Raw genomic sequence first — 16,624 nt, 5'->3', positions numbered from 1 at the left:
AGGAGGTGGCGAAGGGAGACGTTCAGGAGAGGCGGGCCAGCACGGTGCGGCCGTGGGTGCTGAGAGCGGGGTCGTCCTGCTCGTGTCCACGCACCAGGGCGGTGACGGCTTCGATCGCGCCGAAGGACTCCAGCAGCTGCTGTTCGGTGTCGTTCAGCGGCTGGCCGTACCCGGCGAAGAAGGCGGTGCGGAGGTGCGGGGCTGTCTGCCAGTGGCGGAACTCGAGCCGGGCGAAGTCGCGGATGCGGGCGTCGCGGCGCATGTGCTCGAAGTCGCACAGCCCGAAGGTGTCACCGACGAGCCAGTTCCGCGGTTGGTAGTCGAGGTGGCATGTCGCGCTGTCCATGGGCGTGTTCGCCAGGTCGTCGGCGCTGTGGCTCAGGCCGTTGCGTTCGACCGCGGAGATGAGGCCGGCCCGGTCCGCACGGGCGATCCAGTCGCGCAGTCGCTGGGCGAGTTCCGTGCCGATGGCTCTGCTGGGCGGCACCGAGGTGGCGCGGTGCAGCTTGCCCAGCACACGCCCGGCCTCGTAGTAGGCCAGCTCGTCCTCGGGTGATCCCGGTGCGAGTGTGTCCGCCCGTATGCCGGGGACGGCGGTGAGCAGCAGCGTGCACGTCGTGTCCTGCTGCCCCACGACATGGGGGGTATGGCCGACCAAGTGGGCTCCCCAGGCGAGATGGGCCCGGAGCTCTCGGACGTACCGGTCGCGTTCGCTGTGCTGCTTGGCGAAGAACTCGTTGCCTTCGGCGTCGACCAGGCGCAGGACTCGGGACGGGAGGACCGGGTCGTGCACGACCCGAACGGCTCCGAGCGCGCCACGGGCCAGGTTCAGACGCGGGTCGTCGAACAACGTGATCACGAGGCGGCCTCCTGCCCTAAGGCGGCCAGGTGCTCGGTGTCGTTGTGGCGGTCGAGCATCCACCGTCGCTGTCCAAGGTGGTTGAGGTGGTGCTGCCAGCGGGTGATGGACCCGTGGGAGACCGTGAATCCGGCCGGGGAACCGATCGGGAGCCCCAGGAGCAGGGTGTGCGCGACGATCACGGTCTCGCCGTGTGCGGCGAACAGGACTCGTTCGCCCTTGTGCTGGTCGATGAGTTCCTGTAGGAAGCGGCCGGCCCGCGCCAGGTAGCCGTTCCAGGTGTCGGATCCGGCAGCCCAGGGCTTGTCGGGATGGGCGTGCGGCCCGCCGTCGGCGGCGGTCTTCACCTCGGTCCAGGGCCGGCCGTCGGCGGCGCCGTGGACGGGACCGTCGACACGGTCGTCCGTGCGCATCGGAAGCTGGAGGGCCTGGCTGATGATCTCGGCGGTCTGACGCAGGCGGATGCGCGGGCCGGCGTACAGCGCGTCGAACGGCTTGGCGCGGTGCTCGGCGGCGAGGCGGAGTGAGATCTGCTCGGCCTGGGCGTACCCGCGGTTGGTCATCCCGGTGCAGGTGCGCGGGCCGCCGACCAGGCCGTCGACGTTGCACTGAGCCTCGCCGTGGCGGACGAAGACGAGTTCTGTGGTGATCATGCGGAACCTCGGGGGCAGGGTCGGGCCGTCCAGCTGTCGCGGTAGCCGTTGCGCCCGGCGTACGGAGCGGTGAGGACGGCGTGCAGGGCCAGGAAGTCGTTGAGCCGCTCGCGATGCGTGCTGCCGAGCCGGGGGTCGTGGCGTTCGGCGGCCTCGTTGTAGGCGCGCAGGGTGGAGTCGATGACCGGGGCAGGCAGAGGCCCGTACGTCAGGATCAGCGTTGCGATCAGCTTCGCCAGGTCGTACCCCATCGGTGCGAGCGTCAGGTCGTCGGTATCGACCGCGTAGATGTCGCCGACCTCGGTGATGATGAAGTTCCGCGGGTTGCTGTCCTTGTAGAAGGCGGTCGGCCCCTTGGCGGTCTTCTCCAGCAGCGTCAGCATGGCGTGGAGGGCGACCTGGTCTGGCAGATAGCCCTGTTCCAGTCTTCTTCGGAGGGCGGTCTGCCGGGGAGCGATGTAGTCGCCGAAGGCGATGCCGTCCCGGAAGCGGTGCGGCGTGTTCAGAGAGGCCGGCCGGAGGTCCGCGGCCCATGCGGCTCCGTGGGCGTCGCCCAGCAGCCGGGCCAGGGTCAGAAGGTCCTCGGGCCGGGCCGGACGGCCGTCGATCCATTCGTACGTCAGACTCGTCGGTCCGACTACGGTCAGGGCCGGCAGCCGCAGCGGCCGCGCGTGCTCGGCGAGCCAGGCGTGGTGACGAGCGGCCGAGGCCGCCTGGGCAGCGGTCTCGTACTGTTTGGTGAATTGCCGGGGCCTCACAGCCTGCCTCCCTGTGACCGAGCCACGACGAACGTGACGAGGGACGTCGTGGTGAGCGGACTGTCCGGAAGGGCCCGGTGCAGGCTTGCGGCGAGCGCGCTCGGATTGCCATACAGACTGGGGGCGAGGTTGTACTTCGGGTTGGTGGCCAGGTACTCGGCCACGTGGTCGTGGCCGTCGAAGGTGAAGCTGTGCTCTTCGTGCTCCACGGCGAGGACGTCGAGCGATGAGCTGGCGAGGTCGGCGAGATTGCCGCTGTGCGCCGAGATGTACAGGCTCTCGTGCTGCTCGGCCCGCGGGTCGAGGCCGGCGGCAGCGACCAGCTGGTCCATCTCCCGATAGCTGTCGATCCCTTTCGTGACGAGCACGGCCAGACCGCCGGGAGCCAGCGCGCGACCGATCTCCGCGACTACGGTCAGTGGATGGGGTGAGTGATACAGGCAGAACGCGGCGACGACGACATCACACGACCCGGCGGTCACGGGGAGACGGTGGAAGTCGCCCCGGTGGAAGGTCACCGGGAGGTCGGGCAGCCGTCGGGCGCGCCGGCGGGCCTGTTCGATCAGGGCGGGGGAGGCATCGAGACCGACGACGCGCCGGGGCCGGAGTCCCTCCGCGAGGGTCAGGCTGCTCGTGCCGCGACCGCAGCCGAGGTCCAGAGCCAGGCCGAGACGGTCCGGCCGCTCGTGATGGGCACGCACCAGCCCGACGATCGCCTCCGGTACGGGGCGTCCGGCGGTCTTCGCTCGCCTCAAGGCGTTGGAGCGCCCGGCCAGCCGAGAGGCGTGCCCGTACAGCTCCGCCTGGCGTGTCGGGTCGAGGAAGGGGTTGGTGCCGCTCATGCCGCGCCCTCCTGTCGGGGGCGCGGGAGGATCAGCGGTGCTCGGCTGCGACCCTTCGCAGCCAGCGGCGCGTCTGCCGTCGGCTGGACAGCAGCACCACCTCGGCACGAGCCGAGGCGAACTCCTCGATCTTGGCCATGACCCGCGGGCGCATCTTGCGGCGGTACGTCGCCACGTACTTGACCACGCCCCAGTGGATGCGGTTGTGCACCCCGTTGCCCTTGTGCCCGGCCCCGTGCCGGATCTGCCGGGAGAAGATCCCGTACAGAGCGGCCACGGTCGAGACGTCCATCAGGACCACGGTGTCGCAGGCTTCGAGTCGGGTCTGCAGGGTCGAGTTGTAGTTCCCGTCGATCACCCACCTCGGCTGCGCGACCAGCTCCCGCTGCAGGTCGGCGAACTTCTCCATGGGCAGCTCGTTCCACTCGTCGTCGTAGAACGCGGCGTCCAGGTGCGTCACCGGGGCGTCGAGAATCCTGCCCAGCTCCCGCGCCAGGTACGACTTGCCGCTGCCTCCGCAGCCGACGATGGCGACCTTCTTCATGATGCTCCAGCGTAGAGGTGCTCGGATGCCGGGTCGGACTGGACACCTGGGCACGTTCGGATGATCCAGACGCGGTGGCGTGGCTGCTCAGCTGCATCAGGCCGCCCCGCGTGCGATCGCGAGGAGGCCGGCGGCCGTGTCCAGGACGGCTTCCAACACGTCGACCTGTCGGCTCAGCCGGAACAGGTCCAGGCGGTCCAGACAGGACGCGATCAAGTCGGCGTGCTGTTGGGTGCCGGAGATCCGCTGGAGATGGGTCAGGCGCTCGATCACCGCGCTGCCGGAGCTGACGATCAGCTCCTCGGGCACGAAGTGGTCGGCATGCACGATGTCGGCAGGGGCGAGTGGGAGGCAGCCGGCGAGTACGGCCTCGAAGATCCGCTGCGTCATCTGCCCGACGGTTGCGTAAGTCTCGGGCAGCATGAGGATGGTCGCGAGCGACCTGCCGTAGATGCCACGGACCGCCTCGAAGGGGAGCCTGCCGAGGAACCGGACGTGCGGCCAGCGGCCGGTCTTGGTCCACTTGCCTCCGACCAGGTGGTCGAAGCACGCCGCGGCCGGTGCGAAGAAGCGGTCGAAGTGCTCGTCGCGGGCGTACTGGTTGCCGACGTACCCGAGGACGAGGTCACGAGGCCTCTTGGCGAGCGCGACCGGATCGGCTTCGGCGAGCAGACGGTCGTCGACGGGGAAGAGCAGGCGCTGCGCCCCAGGCGTCGGTTCGAGGGCGGCCTCGCAGACGGTGACACGGGGGACGCGCCGCCACACGCTTTCGCCTCGGAGCTTGCGGTCCTTGTCCCAGATCACGGTCGGCGTCTTCCTGCGCACGGTGTACCGGGTGACCAGTTCGGCCTGGCGATGCAGGTCGCACGTGTGGCCTTCGGCGCCGCAAGGTGTGGTGTTTCGTCCGTCGATCGCCCAGCGCCACTCCAGGAACAGCGCGTCGATGTCCGGGCTGCCGCTGTGGAAGGTGTAGGCATTGCCCAGGTCGTCGCCGGCCTCGATCAGGTCGCGGTTGGCCTGGAGGAAGACGATCTCGTGGCCGCGGTCGAACAGGGCGTCGATCAAGGGGCGGCGGTGGCTGCGGCCCCCGTCCGGTGTGTCGGTGATCCCGTTGCCGAGGAAGCCCCAGAAGCTGTATCCGATCCTCACTTGGTGATCCACCGCCCTTCCAGCAGCAGGGCGTCCAACCCCGAGTTGGCCAGGCAATCGAGCGCCATCTCCGGTGTCCCGCAGATCGGCTTGCCCTTGACGTTGAGCGAGGTGTTGATCAACACCGGAACCCCCGTGCGCCTGGCGAAGGCGCTGAGGACCTCGTGCATGAACGGGTTCTGCGAGCGGGTGACGGTCTGGAGACGGGAGGTGCCGTTGGCGTGCACGATGGCCGGCACCAATTCCCGCGCCTTGTCGGTCACGCCGGAGGCCATCGACATGTACGGAGCCTCCTGGCCGAGGGTGAAGAACTCCGAAGCGCGCTCGGCGAGCACCATCGGGGCGAAGGGACGGAACGGCTCCCGGAACTTCACGGAGTCGTTCAGCCGCTTGATGACGCCCGGCTCCCGAGGAGAGGCGAGGATCGAGCGGTTGCCGAGGGCACGGGGGCCGGCCTCGACGCGGCCCTGGAAGAGCCCGACGATCAGACCATTGGCGAGCCGCTCGGCGAGGAACTCGACGGCCTCGGCACCCAGCGCCTTCCCATGAAGGCCTGGCCACGGCGCGAGGTCGAGAGACGTGCCCTGGAAGGAAGGGCCGAGGTAGCAGGCCCGGGTGACGCCGGACACGGGCTGTGGGGCGCGGCTGTCGTGATGTACGGCGATGGCGGCGCCGATCGCGGTGCCGGCATCGCCAGGGGCGGGCGGCACGAAGACCTCGTCGAACACGCCGGCCTCGATGATGCGGCCGATGCTCACGCAGTTCGTGGCGACGCCGCCTCCGACGCACAGACGTCGGGAGCCGGTGACGGTCCGCGCTCGGCGAGCGAGATGCAGCATCACCTGCTCCGTGCGCTCCTGGAGGGCTGCGGCCAGGTCCCGGTGCACGTCGCTCAGCGGCTCGCTCGGGTGGCGTTCGGGGCACGTCTCGTCGATGAACAGGCGAGTCGTCCTCGGATAGCCCGAAGTCAGCACCCGCGGGGGAAAGTAGAGCGGGTCGACGACGAAGCCCGTGGGGGTGATGCGGACAGCGCGGGCGAAGAGTTTCCGGAATCGCCCGGGGTCACCGAGCGCGGCGAGCGCCATCACGGTGCCCTCCTCGTCACCACGACGCCATCCCAGGTGCTCGGTCACCGCGCCGTACACGTACCCGAGAGAGGTGGGATCGTTGATCGCCTCCAAGGTGCGGGTGCGTGGACGAAGAGCGTCGTGCCCTCGGGCGATGGTTGTCGTCTGCCGCTCGCCGAGGCTGTCCACCACGAGCACGGCGGATTCGTTCCACCCGGAGGCCGCGAAAGCCGTCAGCTGATGAGCCCGGTGATGCAGGACGGGGGAGACGCGTGCGGCGGGGAACCGCCGGCCGATGTCGCGGACACGGAGCTGGGTGCGCATCGACACCTTGGCGAAACCACGGGCTCGCGGCAGCGCCCGGTCACGTGTGGTCGGTGACAGCGCCAGACGCAGTGCGGCCGGGGATTCGAGCAGGTAGCGGGCGGGCTGAAAGTTGTAGGCCACGGCGTCGACGTCGGTGGCGGCCAGCCCGGCCTCGCCGAGCAGCCACTCGACGGCGTGGCGCGGGTAGTCCTTGGTGTGCTTCCTCTGAGACAGCCGCTCCTCCTCGACGAAGCCGACGAGCTGCCCGTCGACGAGGAGCGCGGCGGCGGAGTCATGCGTGTACGAGCACAGACCGAGGATGACCGAGGGTGCCTGGTCCATGGCCGCTGTCACTGTGCACCAGCCGAGGCATGCACAGATGAACTCGTGGGACGACGGTTCAGCTCGTCGTACCAGGAGGTCATGGCCTGGCCGAGGGGCCCGTCGATCTTGCCGGCCAGGTCCGTCGCGTGCTCCCGTCGGCCGCCCTTCCAGAGCTGGTAGCTGCGCAGGGTCTCGGACAGGCCGTCCCAGCCGGCGTGCCCGGTCACGTCCCCCGTCTTGACCTGATGGAGGAGGGCGTCGAAGCCCTCCCACGGGGTGGTGAGGTCCGGCATGTCGACACTCGCGACGATCGAGGTCAACTCATCCGCCTGGACGAGGTGGTTCTCGTAGATGTGCAGGGAGCCGACGTGGTGGTGGAAGTCGCCCAGCTCGGCGCCGATCCAGCCGGCTATCAACTCGTGCAGGACCGTGTAGAAGAACAGGTCGTACGGCATGCCGATCCACACGTCCTGGCCGCGCATCGTCGTCGACATGTGCAGGCGGCCGTCACGCAGGTAGAAGCGGAAGCCGAGTGTGCAGGGCACGTCCTTGTGGCCGGCGGCGTCCCGGGCCGGGTCGTAGAGCTGGATCAGCGCTCGGCGGGAGTCCGGGTCCTTCTTGAGGATCTCCACGACGCGGGCCAGCTGGTCCACCGTGCCCGCCCAGTTCCGCATCCGCGGGCCGTAGGCGCCGCGCAGTACTCCGTCGTCGGCGTACTGCCGGAGCTTCGCGTTGTAGTCGAAGATCCAGGGCTCGTCCGAGCCGGAGAGGATCCAGACGGTCTCGGCCACCGCGAACGCGGGGTTCAGGATCCTGCTCGGCGGCGCGTGCAGCAGGCGGGCCTGCGGACGGGTGAGCCGCATGTGGACGTCGAGGACCTCACGAGTCGCCATGCCGCGCGGGCTGACGCTCTCGCCGGACTTGGCCAGGGTGACGGCACCGACGAAGAGTTCGGCGATGCTGTCGGCGGTCAGGGAAGTCATCGGGCGGAGACTCCTTCGTTTGGGAGGTGTTCGAGCGGGTTGCCAGATGCGCGCTGACGATGAGTTGCGCGACCAGGGCGGCGCTGTCGCCGCTCCAGCGGCACACCGCGTCCGTCGAGGCGGGTTCGGCAGCCGTGTGTGCCTTGGGGAGTGTGGAGAGCGCGTCGGCGACGTCCGCGGGGGTGGTGCAGCGTCGCGCGAGGCCGTGAGCAGCAAGCCCGAGCGTGCGTTCTTCGGCGGTGCCGATCTCCAGGACAGGGACGCCCAAGAGGGCGGCCTCGATGCCACAGGTCGAATAGGCGCTCGCCACGACGTCGGCGCCGGCGAGGCAACCCCGTGCCCCTACCTGCGGATCGGCGACTGCAACGAGCGGCCTTCCGTCCCGCTGCATGAGCGAGGTGAAGACCTCCGGGCTCTGCGCCGGGTGCGGGGCGATTACCAGGCCCCATTCGCCCTGGGCCTTCCACATCCCGTCCAGGAGGAGGTCGGCGTGGGCCTTGAGCCGGTCGGGACCGAAGGGCTGGCAGGCCCAGACCATGATCCGGTCGGGGCTCCGCCCGGATCCGGGGCCCAGCAGCTTCTCGAGGTACTGCCTCTGGTCGTCCCGCCCGAGGCCGGCGAGGACGTCGAAGCGGGGCTGCCCCAGCACGTGGACCTCGGCGTCCGGGTGCCGCGCCCACGACTTGGCGAGCGGGGCGTCTCGATCGCCCATGACGATGATGTCCCGGCTGTGCAGCGCGGGCCACGCAACTGACTCCGCAGTCCAGGCCCCGTGCTGCACATGGACCGTGTTCACAGCGTGGAGATCTGCCAGGTGGACGGCGAGGGCGCCGACGGGGCTGGTGTCGTTGCTGACGAGCAGCGTGTGCGGGCGAGACGCGTCCAGGACACCGCTCAGCCACGTCTCCAGACGGACCATCGAGCGCCAGGACGGCTGGGTGCATCCCCCGCTCGTCTCCAACAAGACGGCCAGGAGACGAACCAGACGCGAGAGCCGGACGACGTGTTCCTCCACCTGGACGACGTGCTCGTCGTCCCACACTTGCAGGCGCTCCATGGCTCCGGACAGAGCGAAGAGGCCAGCGGGAGGCGTAATGAGCCTGATGCCCTCGGCGGCTGGAGTGTCGCAGCGTTGCGCCGGGTCCGTGGCGAGGTCGACGAGGAGACTCGTCCGACCACCACCTGCCAGGTCTTCGAGCACCGGCAGCAGAGTGGCCGCATGGCGGGACGACCACGAGAGCGCGACGACGCCGGTGCGTGGCAGCGCCGACGGAGGAGGGCTCGGCACCCGGGTGTCGACGCGCACCGGTTTCAGGTTGCTCAGCTGCGCCGTGCGGAAGGGGTTGTACAACGCAGTTGCCCCGAGCAGATAGGCCATGCCGGACCATGTGACGGTGTAGGCGCGGTACTCCCGGGAACTGCTCTCGCGAAGCCCGACGAGTCCCTCGTGGGGAGCGATCTTCAGCGGGCCGGGCGCCTTTCTGAACGGCTCCCAGGCGCTGAGGGCCATCAGCTTGCGTACGACCTGAGCCACCAGGCGGCGAACCGGTACGTGCTGCACATACAGCCACCCGGCCCCGGCCGGCGTCGTCTTGAGATAGGCCCCGTACCACTGGAGTGCGTCCATGACGTGCTCGACGAGCACTTCGTGCTCCTGTGCGTCCAAAGGCAGAGCCTCCAGCTCGCTGGTCGGGATCCGGTCGGACGCCAGAGTCGCGAGCGCGCCCTCACCGACCAGTGCCCACGCGGGCTGCCCGCCGATGTCGGCTCGCGCCAGACCCTGGACGTGGCGAGGGGGCCTGGTCACAACAGGCTCCCTTCGAGGAAGGGGCCGGGGGCGAGGAGCCTCAGCAGGTCCTTCGGGGACTCGGCGACCACGGGGGAGGGAGAACCCGGGCAGCCGTATCCCCAACCGGCGTGGACGTACGGGACTCCGGCGCGGCGCGCGGCTTCCTGGTCGACCGCCATGTCGCCCACGTACACGGCGTCGGCGGGATCGACACCCAGGTCGGCCAGGGCGAGGAGGACCGGGTCGGGCGCGGGCTTGCCACGTCCACCACCGTTCGGCGTGCGCACCGTGGAGAACGGGCAGCCGAGGTTCGTCAGGAGCGGGGCGGCCCGCTCCAAGGGCTTGGACGTGACGACGCCGAGGCGCCAGCCGAAGGCGACGAAGACGTGCAGGATCTCCACGGTGCCGTCGAACTCGCGAGCGAGGTGGGACGCGGCGATCGCCGCCTCGTCGTACGTACGGTGAAACCGCTCGGACTCGGTGAATCCGAGCCGCTTCATGATGTCGGCGAACGGTCGGCCGAGGTGGCGCTCGTACTCTTCGAACGGTACGTCGAGACCGTGCTCGGTCAGGACTTGCTGCCATGCGCGCTCCATGACCGGGCGGGTGTCGAGAAGCACGCCGTCGAGGTCGAGGAGCAATGCCTTTGGAGGTAAAGGCGAGGGCAGGAGCAGGATGGACATGAGGTGTCTCCGGTTAAAGGGATCAGCGGGTGAGGGGGGTCTCGGGGCGTTTCACGAAGGCGAGGACCCGCTTGCCGCTTCCGTCCTGCGTGGGACATGCGGTCCAGGCGTCGGCCACGGCGGACACCAGGAGCAGTCCACGCCCATCTGTCGCGTAAGGGGAGGCGATCCGCGGGACGGGGGGATCCGGGGAGTTGTCCTCCACCTCGATACCCACGACGCCGGCCTGGAGGGCGAGCGTGAGAGTGATCTCGTCGCGGTGAGGATCCTGCTTGTCCCGCTCACCGTCGCCGTGGTGCACGGCACGTCGGCCGTGGCGCTCGGCGTTCGTCACGAGCTCGCTCACGATGAGCACGACGTGGTCCAGCAGGTCCTCCGCGCCCCAGGTGGTCAAAACGTCGCGGGTGAAGCGGCGTGCTGTGCCCGGGGCCGTGTCGTCGGCGGCGAACGCCAGGCTCTTCTGGTGCTGCGGGGCGTCAAGGATGCTGCCCAGACCGTCGATGCGGCTGCCGTCCAGAGGGAGGAGTTGCCGGTCGGGGTTCATGACGTGGTGCTCCCCGGGGCCGGCGTCGAGGCCGCTTCGTCTGCTGCCGCCGGTCGGCCCCCTCGTACGAGCAGAATCTCCGTGCCGGCTTCGTTCAGCCGCTGTCTGCGCTCAGCCGCCATGGCCCTGGGGCCCAAGTGGGACGGGGCGGGGAAGACAACGCCGTACGGGCGAGTGGCCGCGACGGCGTCGAGCATGCCCGTGAAAGCGCCAGACGTCGTCGCGGACCGCTCCATGTACACACCGCCCAGCGTCAGTTCGTGGCGGCGGCAGTAGTCGGTGATGGTCTTGGCGAGAGCCTGCTGCCGGCTCGCGGACACCCCGACGAGCCGCAGAAATCCGAAGACGATCGGGCCCGTGACGTTCCGCTGTTCCGTAAGGGGCTCCATGTTCGTGACCACCCATCGGATCGGGGGAGGGGGACACTCCGAGCCTGGTCGCCGCGCCGCGATCCGGGAATCCACGTGTGTCCCACTTCTGTCCCACAACCGCCCCCGGCGCGGTCGCCACGTGCTTCGATGGCATCGGAAAGGAGTGGCACGTGGCGACCGTTCACGAATGGACCGGCCTGGAGGCGCTTGCCCTGCGCAAGGCCCTTCGGCTGAGCGTGCGTCGCTACTCCGAGCACCTGGGCATCGCGGTCAACACCATCAGCAACTGGGAGAAGTACCGGGAAAAACGGCGGCCCAACACCGAGAGCCAGGCCATCCTCGACACCGCGCTGGCCCGGTCCGATGCCGCAACCCATCTGAGATTCGAGACGGAGCTCGCGAAGCTCTCCGCAGGATCAGGGGCAGGGGACACCGGCGAAACGGCGCGCGTCACCATCCCCCGACCTCGGGCCTGGGAGTACGAGTCCTGGACGGACGACCTCGAACGCGCGGTCGTCGCACTGTCCCACCAGAACTTCGCGTTCGCTGACGACCTTCTACGGCGGTGGTCGTCGAGCTACCGGCCCTCGGAGCTGGACGAGCGAGGCACCTACCTCCTAGCCCGCTCCATCGCCCTTCAAGGCGATCTCAAGCGGGACCAAGGGGCAGTCGTAGGTCCGCTCTCCGCTCAACGGTGCTACGCCAACGCCCGCTCGCTCTACATCGAGTTGGCGATTCCACGACGTGTGGCGCAGCTCGACCTCTCCCTGGCGGTCGTCACCGAGATGTCCGGTGCGCTGGACACTGCGGCTCGGCAGTACGAGGACCCTGCGATCGACGAGCGCTTATCCCCGCGAGACCGAGCCCGTGCGCGCCTGTGGGTGGGCACCGCCCTCAGCAAGGACGGCAACCACGACTACGCGGTCCGGGTGATGGAGGAAGCCATTCGCGAGTTCGAGGGCCTGGCCGAGCAGGACGACTGGTCCGTCGCGCAGCAGAAGCTCGCTCTTGCCCACCGCGGAACCGGCAATCTCGACGCGGCCCTGCGCCTCATCGACGTGGCTCGCAGCACAGGCATCACCGATGCGCCCATGCAGCGGGTACGCCTGGACACCGCGTACGGGCACATCCTCCTGTCCGACCGCGCGACCCTGGATGATGGGTTACGCGTCCTCGACGACGCTGCCAAGCGGGCGGCCCAGTACGGGCTGACCCACCAGCTTCGCAGCATCACGGACATCCGGAGGACGGCCGATGGGCCAGCCAGCCCTTCACCACGTTGACCAGGGAGACGAGCGAGTGACCGACAACCAGCTGGCCATCAACGATGAGCAGATCCGCAATGCCAAGCTGGTCTGGGACTATCACCAAATGGGTCACGACCTGCGCCCCGTCGATGTCGCCATCGGCCTCGGCAGCCATGACCTCGGCGTCGCAGCCTTCTCCGCGGAGCTGTATCGGGCCGGGCTGTTCCCCACCCTGGTGTTCACCGGCGGCAACAGCCCCACCACCGCGAAGGTCTTCCCCCGCGGCGAAGCCGTCCACTTCCGCGAGCACGCTCTCACTCTCGGCGTGCCTGACAGCGCGATCCTGGTGGAGCCGAACGCCGGCAACACGGGGCAGAACATCGAGCTGTCCCGAGAGCTCCTCGCCTCCGCCGGCCTCACCCCGAGGTCGGTGCTCCTCGTCTCCAAGCCGTACATGGAGCGCCGTTCCTTCGCTACCGCCCGCAAGCTGTGGCCCGAGGTCGAAGTGCTGTGCGCCTCCGAACAGATGGAGTTCGACGACTACCTGAAGAGCATCGGCGACGAGAAACTCGTCATCGACATGCTCGTCGGTGACCTCCAGCGCATCATCGAGTATCCGAAGCAGGGCTTCGCGATCGAGCAGGACGTCCCGGAGAACGTGCATGCCGCATACGAAGACCTCATCCGCGCCGGTTTCACCAGCAGGCTCATCGGCGCGTGAAGCAGCTCCGGGGGGATTGGTGGCGATCCACCAGCCCAACCTCTTCCCCCGACTGAGCACCCTCGCGAAGCTCTTCGCGGCGGACTGTTGGATCGTCCTCGACGACGTCCAGTTCGCCCGCCGCGACTTCCAGCACCGCGCCCGTCTCGGGAGCATCTCCAGTCCGTCTCGGCTCCAGTGGCTCTCGATTCCCACCCACCTGCCCGACGGCCGGTCCACCCTCATCAAGGACGCGGTGGTGGTCGACCCGCAGCTGGCTCGTCGGCGCACCACCCACATGCTGACGCAGTACTACTCGAGGAGTCCCGATTGGCCGATACTCCGAGACGGGCTGGACTCTGTACTTCAATGTATTGACACCGCGAGCGTGGCCGCAGTCGCCGAGGAGTCCACGAAGGTCTTGCTCAGGCTGCTGGGGTGGAGGGGGCGAATTCTGCGCAGCAGTCGCCTGCCGGCTCAGGCTGAGCGCTCACAACGACTCGCAGACCTCGCCGCTGTCGCCGGTGCCCGCGGCTACCTGTGTGGAACCGGCGGGATGAGCTACCTGGTCACGGCGCCGTTCGAAGCCCATGGACTGAGCGTTGTGCCTTTCGTACCCCCTAAGAACGGCTTCTGGAGGGACGCGCGCGAAGCCAGCTCCGTGGGACCCCTCATGACTGCAGGGGTCGCAGCAGTGACCGACGAACTACGAGCCATCGCGTCCTGCCATCGGTCGCCCGCGGGCTCGGCGTGAGACGTGCTGCTTCCGGCCTGTGCTCTTGCTGTTCGCGAGTCCGGCGCGGTGTGATCTGAGGCTCTCGGGCCAGGGGCCGAAAGCTATCGGGTGTTGAGGCCCCCTTCACGAACCAGCGCTGCCCGGTAGCACTGAACCCGTAGGAGATGCACGGAGTCCTGATCAGCGAACGTGTGAAAGACGGTGCCCGCCGTGCGAGTAGGACTCGAGCGCCGGGACGTGGAGGGCGCTGCGACCGATCTCTGTGGTGAAGCGTGCCGCGTTAGGGCGGCGATGTAAGTGGCCCGAGCTTGGGGACCAGCCGTGGGGACCAGTGTGCGGGGCACGTATTTTTGGAGAGGAACCGCCAGGGTCTGGGCTCGGCTGTCCTTGCGGCGCCGATATCACGGGGCCGTGGCCAAGAACTCCCGACGGGTGCTGAGCTGACGCCCCGGGAGGGCCCCTGGGGCCGCAAACTGACATCGGATCCGTCTGGTGTCGGCGGGCGTTACACCGCCGCGACTGTCGCGGACAGGCAAGTGCAGTTGTGCACACCGGAGGGTGGGAGATTCCTCGTCCGGAGGTGGGTGTCACTGCTCGGCTCTAAGCTCGCGAGGCATGAGAAGGGGGAGTTCGTGCGCGACCGCATGCTGACAGCCGATGTACCGCTGGGGCCGTTTGAGGGCACCGAGATCACCGTTTATTCGGCGAAGGGCAAGAACGCCAGATTGCATGTCCGGAGGGAATGCGGCCAGCTCCGTACGACCAACGTGACGACGACCGAGGTCCCGTTGAGCGCGGACGTGGTGGCCAGGTTCTGCTCGGGTTGCGCGGACTGGGGACCGAGGGTCCGGCCGACATCCGGGCTGGGCATCTTCCTGGCAGCGCTCGGCGGAGCGGGACTGCTCCACCAGCTGCGGGCCTATGCAGAGCCGGACGAGGACGTGTACTGGGCCCAGGACGAGGTGCAGGCCGCAGCCGAGCTCCTGCGCTCGGAACGGGATCCTGAGAACGAGGACGACGACGAGCGATGGGAAGCGCGTAGGGAGGCCGAGGAGCTGCAGGAGCGGGTCTTGTCCCGCTGGCGTCATGCCGCGGCGAGCCTGCACCGAGCGCAGGCGGCCATCGCCCACTTCCCTTGGCTGACGGACTGGGCGAGGCCGAAGCTGTCGGCGAAGGAGGGCCACCTGGAGAGTCTCCGGGCGCAGGCGGCCCTCTTCGTGGAGCCGGCCGGTCTCGTCGTAGCCGCTGCGGCAGCGGAACTCGGAACGCCCTCGCTGCCCGCCGACGATCCTGCCTTCGCGGTGCTCGGCAACAGCAGCCGGATCTCCACCGGCCTGAGCCGGCTATGGCGCAGGTGGCAGGACGAGGCCGAAGACGGCTGGGAAGGACCGGCCTCCCGGACGTTCAGGCGCTATGACCTGGTGGAGGGCATCAGGTCCAACAAGAAGGGGCACGCGGAAGCTCTGGAAGGAGCCGGCCGCCTCATCCAGTCGTGGGAGGACGAGGCCCGCGCCGCGGCCGCGGCGGCGGATCCGACACCGACGGTGTGGGTCACGGCACGCTTGCCGGAGGACACGGAGGAGCCTTCGCACGGGGATACACGGGATGTCCTGGACGGCCTGGATCGGTGGACCCTCGGGGCGGTGGTGACCTGGACCGTGACCGCCGACTGGAGCCGACGCACCTTGACGCTCAAGGTCCCCACCCTCGTCGCCGACAGACTGCTCGCATCCTCGAGCGTCCTCTCCTGCGAGCGAGGGGCCGAAGCCGCGCCGGCGGAGGCCGTCTCCGAGGCGCATCCCGGCTTCCTGCGGCCCGGGGTCTTCGACGACACCGCCGTCTTCGATCGCCGGCCCGTCACCCTCGCTCACTTGCGGGCGCTGCGGAACTACTCGTACGCCGCCGACCAGCTCTACATCGTCTTTTCGACGAGCGGAGGGGCGGAAGTCCTGCCCCTCCAGACCATCGAGAAGCGCGTCGAGCAGGGCTGGCCGGGCGTCATCGTCGCCGGCGCGTCGGATCTTCCCGAAAGCCTGCTCAGCCCGTGGATCAAGGAAGTCGCCCCTGCAACGGAGGCCGACGAGGGCCCTCACTTCGGCCACGACAGCGCAGGGCAGGATGACAGCTTCGGAACTGACCTGGGTCTTGCAGGCGGGGCCCAGGCGGCTGTCCGGTGGGTGCACGGGGAGCGTGCGAAGGAGCACAATCTGCGGCTACTTGCCATGGCACGGGGCGTTCCCGACTTGCGGAGCCTCGACACCGGCCGCTCTGGCGTGCTGTCGGTCGCGGTCTGGGAGGGCTTGCTCACGCCCGGTCCCTTGGACCTGACGCCGTTCCGAGCGCCCGGCACCGACCGCTGGCGCCGCGGCAGCGGCCTTCCACTGGGGGTTTTGGGACCGGTGCAGATCTACGCCACGAACGCGGATCCCGCATTCGAAGGCAAGGGACATTCACCCTTCTGCCGGCACACACGGGACCGAGGTCTCGCGCGGAGCGACGACCTCCTCAGTGTCTCCGACCTGCTGGCCCGTGACGACTGGGACTGGTGCAGCAAGTGCGGCGGCTACTCTGCGCGCCGGCTGACCGACACCCAACTCTCCTATTACCGCGCTGCCCACCAACTCCACGACACCGCCGGCCAACTCGACGACCAGCGCACCTACCGCGCTCCTGTCGAACCAGAAGCCCTGTGCAAGCAGCTCGAAGAGCTCGCGGACTGGGAGCCCGACGGCCACGAGAACGTCGGCTGGGACGGACGGTGGCGTTGGCGTGAGGTCGTCAGCGGCCTTCGCCGCCGGGCCGAAAGGCGTCGGCTCCACACCGCTCCCTGACTCGCCGCGCCCGCCCAGCCGTCCGAGACGGCTGGGCGGGCCGAGGGCCAGGTGGCCTACTTGGGGACCAGTTGGGGACCAGCGCCCATGTTGACGGGCGCACGGCACGTACGGATTTGCACGCTGTGTGCCCCCAGATTGGCGTATATGTCATGACTTTTTCTCCGACCCATCGATCTGGGGGTCAAGGGGTCGCAGGTTCAAATCCTGTCGTCCCGACTCGAGGTTCGCCTCGTAG

Annotated in this window: 15 protein-coding genes; 4 read left to right on the top strand and 11 right to left on the bottom strand. The window is 68.9% G+C overall.

Going from position 1 to position 16,624, the window contains the following annotated elements; all coding sequences use genetic code 11:
• Nucleotides 1-22: 22 nt before the first annotated feature.
• The 11 genes from ACZ3ZE_RS09100 to ACZ3ZE_RS09050 form a co-directional block, all read right to left on the bottom strand.
• Nucleotides 23-859 carry a phosphotransferase gene (locus ACZ3ZE_RS09100; protein WP_361178474.1) on the bottom strand — a complete coding sequence of 279 codons (837 nt, stop codon included), beginning with the start codon at nt 857-859 and terminating at the stop codon, nt 23-25.
• Nucleotides 856-1,512, bottom strand: a complete 657-nt coding sequence (locus ACZ3ZE_RS09095) for a histidine phosphatase family protein (RefSeq protein ID WP_361178471.1) — start codon at nt 1,510-1,512, stop codon at nt 856-858. Before ACZ3ZE_RS09095 ends, ACZ3ZE_RS09100 begins: the two co-directional genes overlap by 4 nt.
• Complete coding sequence (locus ACZ3ZE_RS09090; protein ID WP_361178468.1) at nt 1,509-2,270, bottom strand: phosphotransferase; 762 nt, start codon at nt 2,268-2,270, stop codon at nt 1,509-1,511. Before ACZ3ZE_RS09090 ends, ACZ3ZE_RS09095 begins: the two co-directional genes overlap by 4 nt.
• Nucleotides 2,267-3,112 (bottom strand): class I SAM-dependent methyltransferase, encoded by an 846-nt coding sequence (locus tag ACZ3ZE_RS09085; RefSeq protein WP_467258163.1) that lies wholly within the window; start codon nt 3,110-3,112, stop codon nt 2,267-2,269. Before ACZ3ZE_RS09085 ends, ACZ3ZE_RS09090 begins: the two co-directional genes overlap by 4 nt.
• 31 nt (nt 3,113-3,143) lie before the next feature.
• Nucleotides 3,144-3,656, bottom strand: a complete 513-nt coding sequence (locus ACZ3ZE_RS09080) for a topology modulation protein (protein WP_399524264.1) — start codon at nt 3,654-3,656, stop codon at nt 3,144-3,146.
• A gap of 96 nt (nt 3,657-3,752) precedes the next feature.
• Entirely contained in the window at nt 3,753-4,805 is a 1,053-nt protein-coding gene (locus tag ACZ3ZE_RS09075; RefSeq protein WP_467258161.1) for a glycosyltransferase family protein, read from the bottom strand.
• Entirely contained in the window at nt 4,802-6,520 is a 1,719-nt protein-coding gene (locus ACZ3ZE_RS09070; RefSeq protein WP_442304057.1) for a carbamoyltransferase family protein, read from the bottom strand. The genes ACZ3ZE_RS09075 and ACZ3ZE_RS09070 overlap by 4 nt, the downstream gene beginning before the upstream one ends.
• Nucleotides 6,521-6,528: 8 nt before the next feature.
• Complete coding sequence (locus tag ACZ3ZE_RS09065) at nt 6,529-7,485, bottom strand: thymidylate synthase (protein WP_442304058.1); 957 nt, start codon at nt 7,483-7,485, stop codon at nt 6,529-6,531.
• Nucleotides 7,382-9,292 carry a hypothetical protein gene (locus ACZ3ZE_RS09060; protein WP_442304059.1) on the bottom strand — a complete coding sequence of 637 codons (1,911 nt, stop codon included), beginning with the start codon at nt 9,290-9,292 and terminating at the stop codon, nt 7,382-7,384. Before ACZ3ZE_RS09060 ends, ACZ3ZE_RS09065 begins: the two co-directional genes overlap by 104 nt.
• On the bottom strand, nt 9,289-9,957 hold the full coding sequence (locus tag ACZ3ZE_RS09055) for an HAD family hydrolase (protein WP_361178445.1): 669 nt from the start codon (nt 9,955-9,957) through the stop codon (nt 9,289-9,291). The genes ACZ3ZE_RS09060 and ACZ3ZE_RS09055 overlap by 4 nt, the downstream gene beginning before the upstream one ends.
• Before the next feature lie 22 nt (nt 9,958-9,979).
• Nucleotides 9,980-10,501, bottom strand: a complete 522-nt coding sequence (locus ACZ3ZE_RS09050) for an ATP-binding protein (protein WP_361178443.1) — start codon at nt 10,499-10,501, stop codon at nt 9,980-9,982.
• 541 nt (nt 10,502-11,042) lie between these two features.
• On the opposite strand from ACZ3ZE_RS09050, the gene ACZ3ZE_RS09045 reads away from it, so the two are divergent.
• The 4 genes from ACZ3ZE_RS09045 (at nt 11,043) to ACZ3ZE_RS09030 (ending at nt 16,386) form a co-directional block, all read left to right on the top strand.
• Nucleotides 11,043-12,155 (top strand): helix-turn-helix domain-containing protein, encoded by a 1,113-nt coding sequence (locus ACZ3ZE_RS09045; protein WP_467258158.1) that lies wholly within the window; start codon nt 11,043-11,045, stop codon nt 12,153-12,155.
• A 16-nt stretch (nt 12,156-12,171) separates the two neighbouring features.
• A complete protein-coding gene (locus ACZ3ZE_RS09040; protein WP_361178438.1) occupies nt 12,172-12,840 on the top strand; it encodes a YdcF family protein in 669 nt (222 codons plus the stop codon).
• 19 nt (nt 12,841-12,859) lie between these two features.
• Nucleotides 12,860-13,573 carry a WbqC family protein gene (locus ACZ3ZE_RS09035; protein ID WP_361178436.1) on the top strand — a complete coding sequence of 238 codons (714 nt, stop codon included), beginning with the start codon at nt 12,860-12,862 and terminating at the stop codon, nt 13,571-13,573.
• 614 nt (nt 13,574-14,187) lie between these two features.
• Complete coding sequence (locus ACZ3ZE_RS09030; protein ID WP_467258156.1) at nt 14,188-16,386, top strand: hypothetical protein; 2,199 nt, start codon at nt 14,188-14,190, stop codon at nt 16,384-16,386.
• Nucleotides 16,387-16,624 lie beyond the last annotated feature (238 nt).

This window comes from Streptomyces sp. NPDC023157 (assembly GCF_055560575.1).
This window is presented reverse-complemented; position numbering and strand designations above follow the sequence as displayed.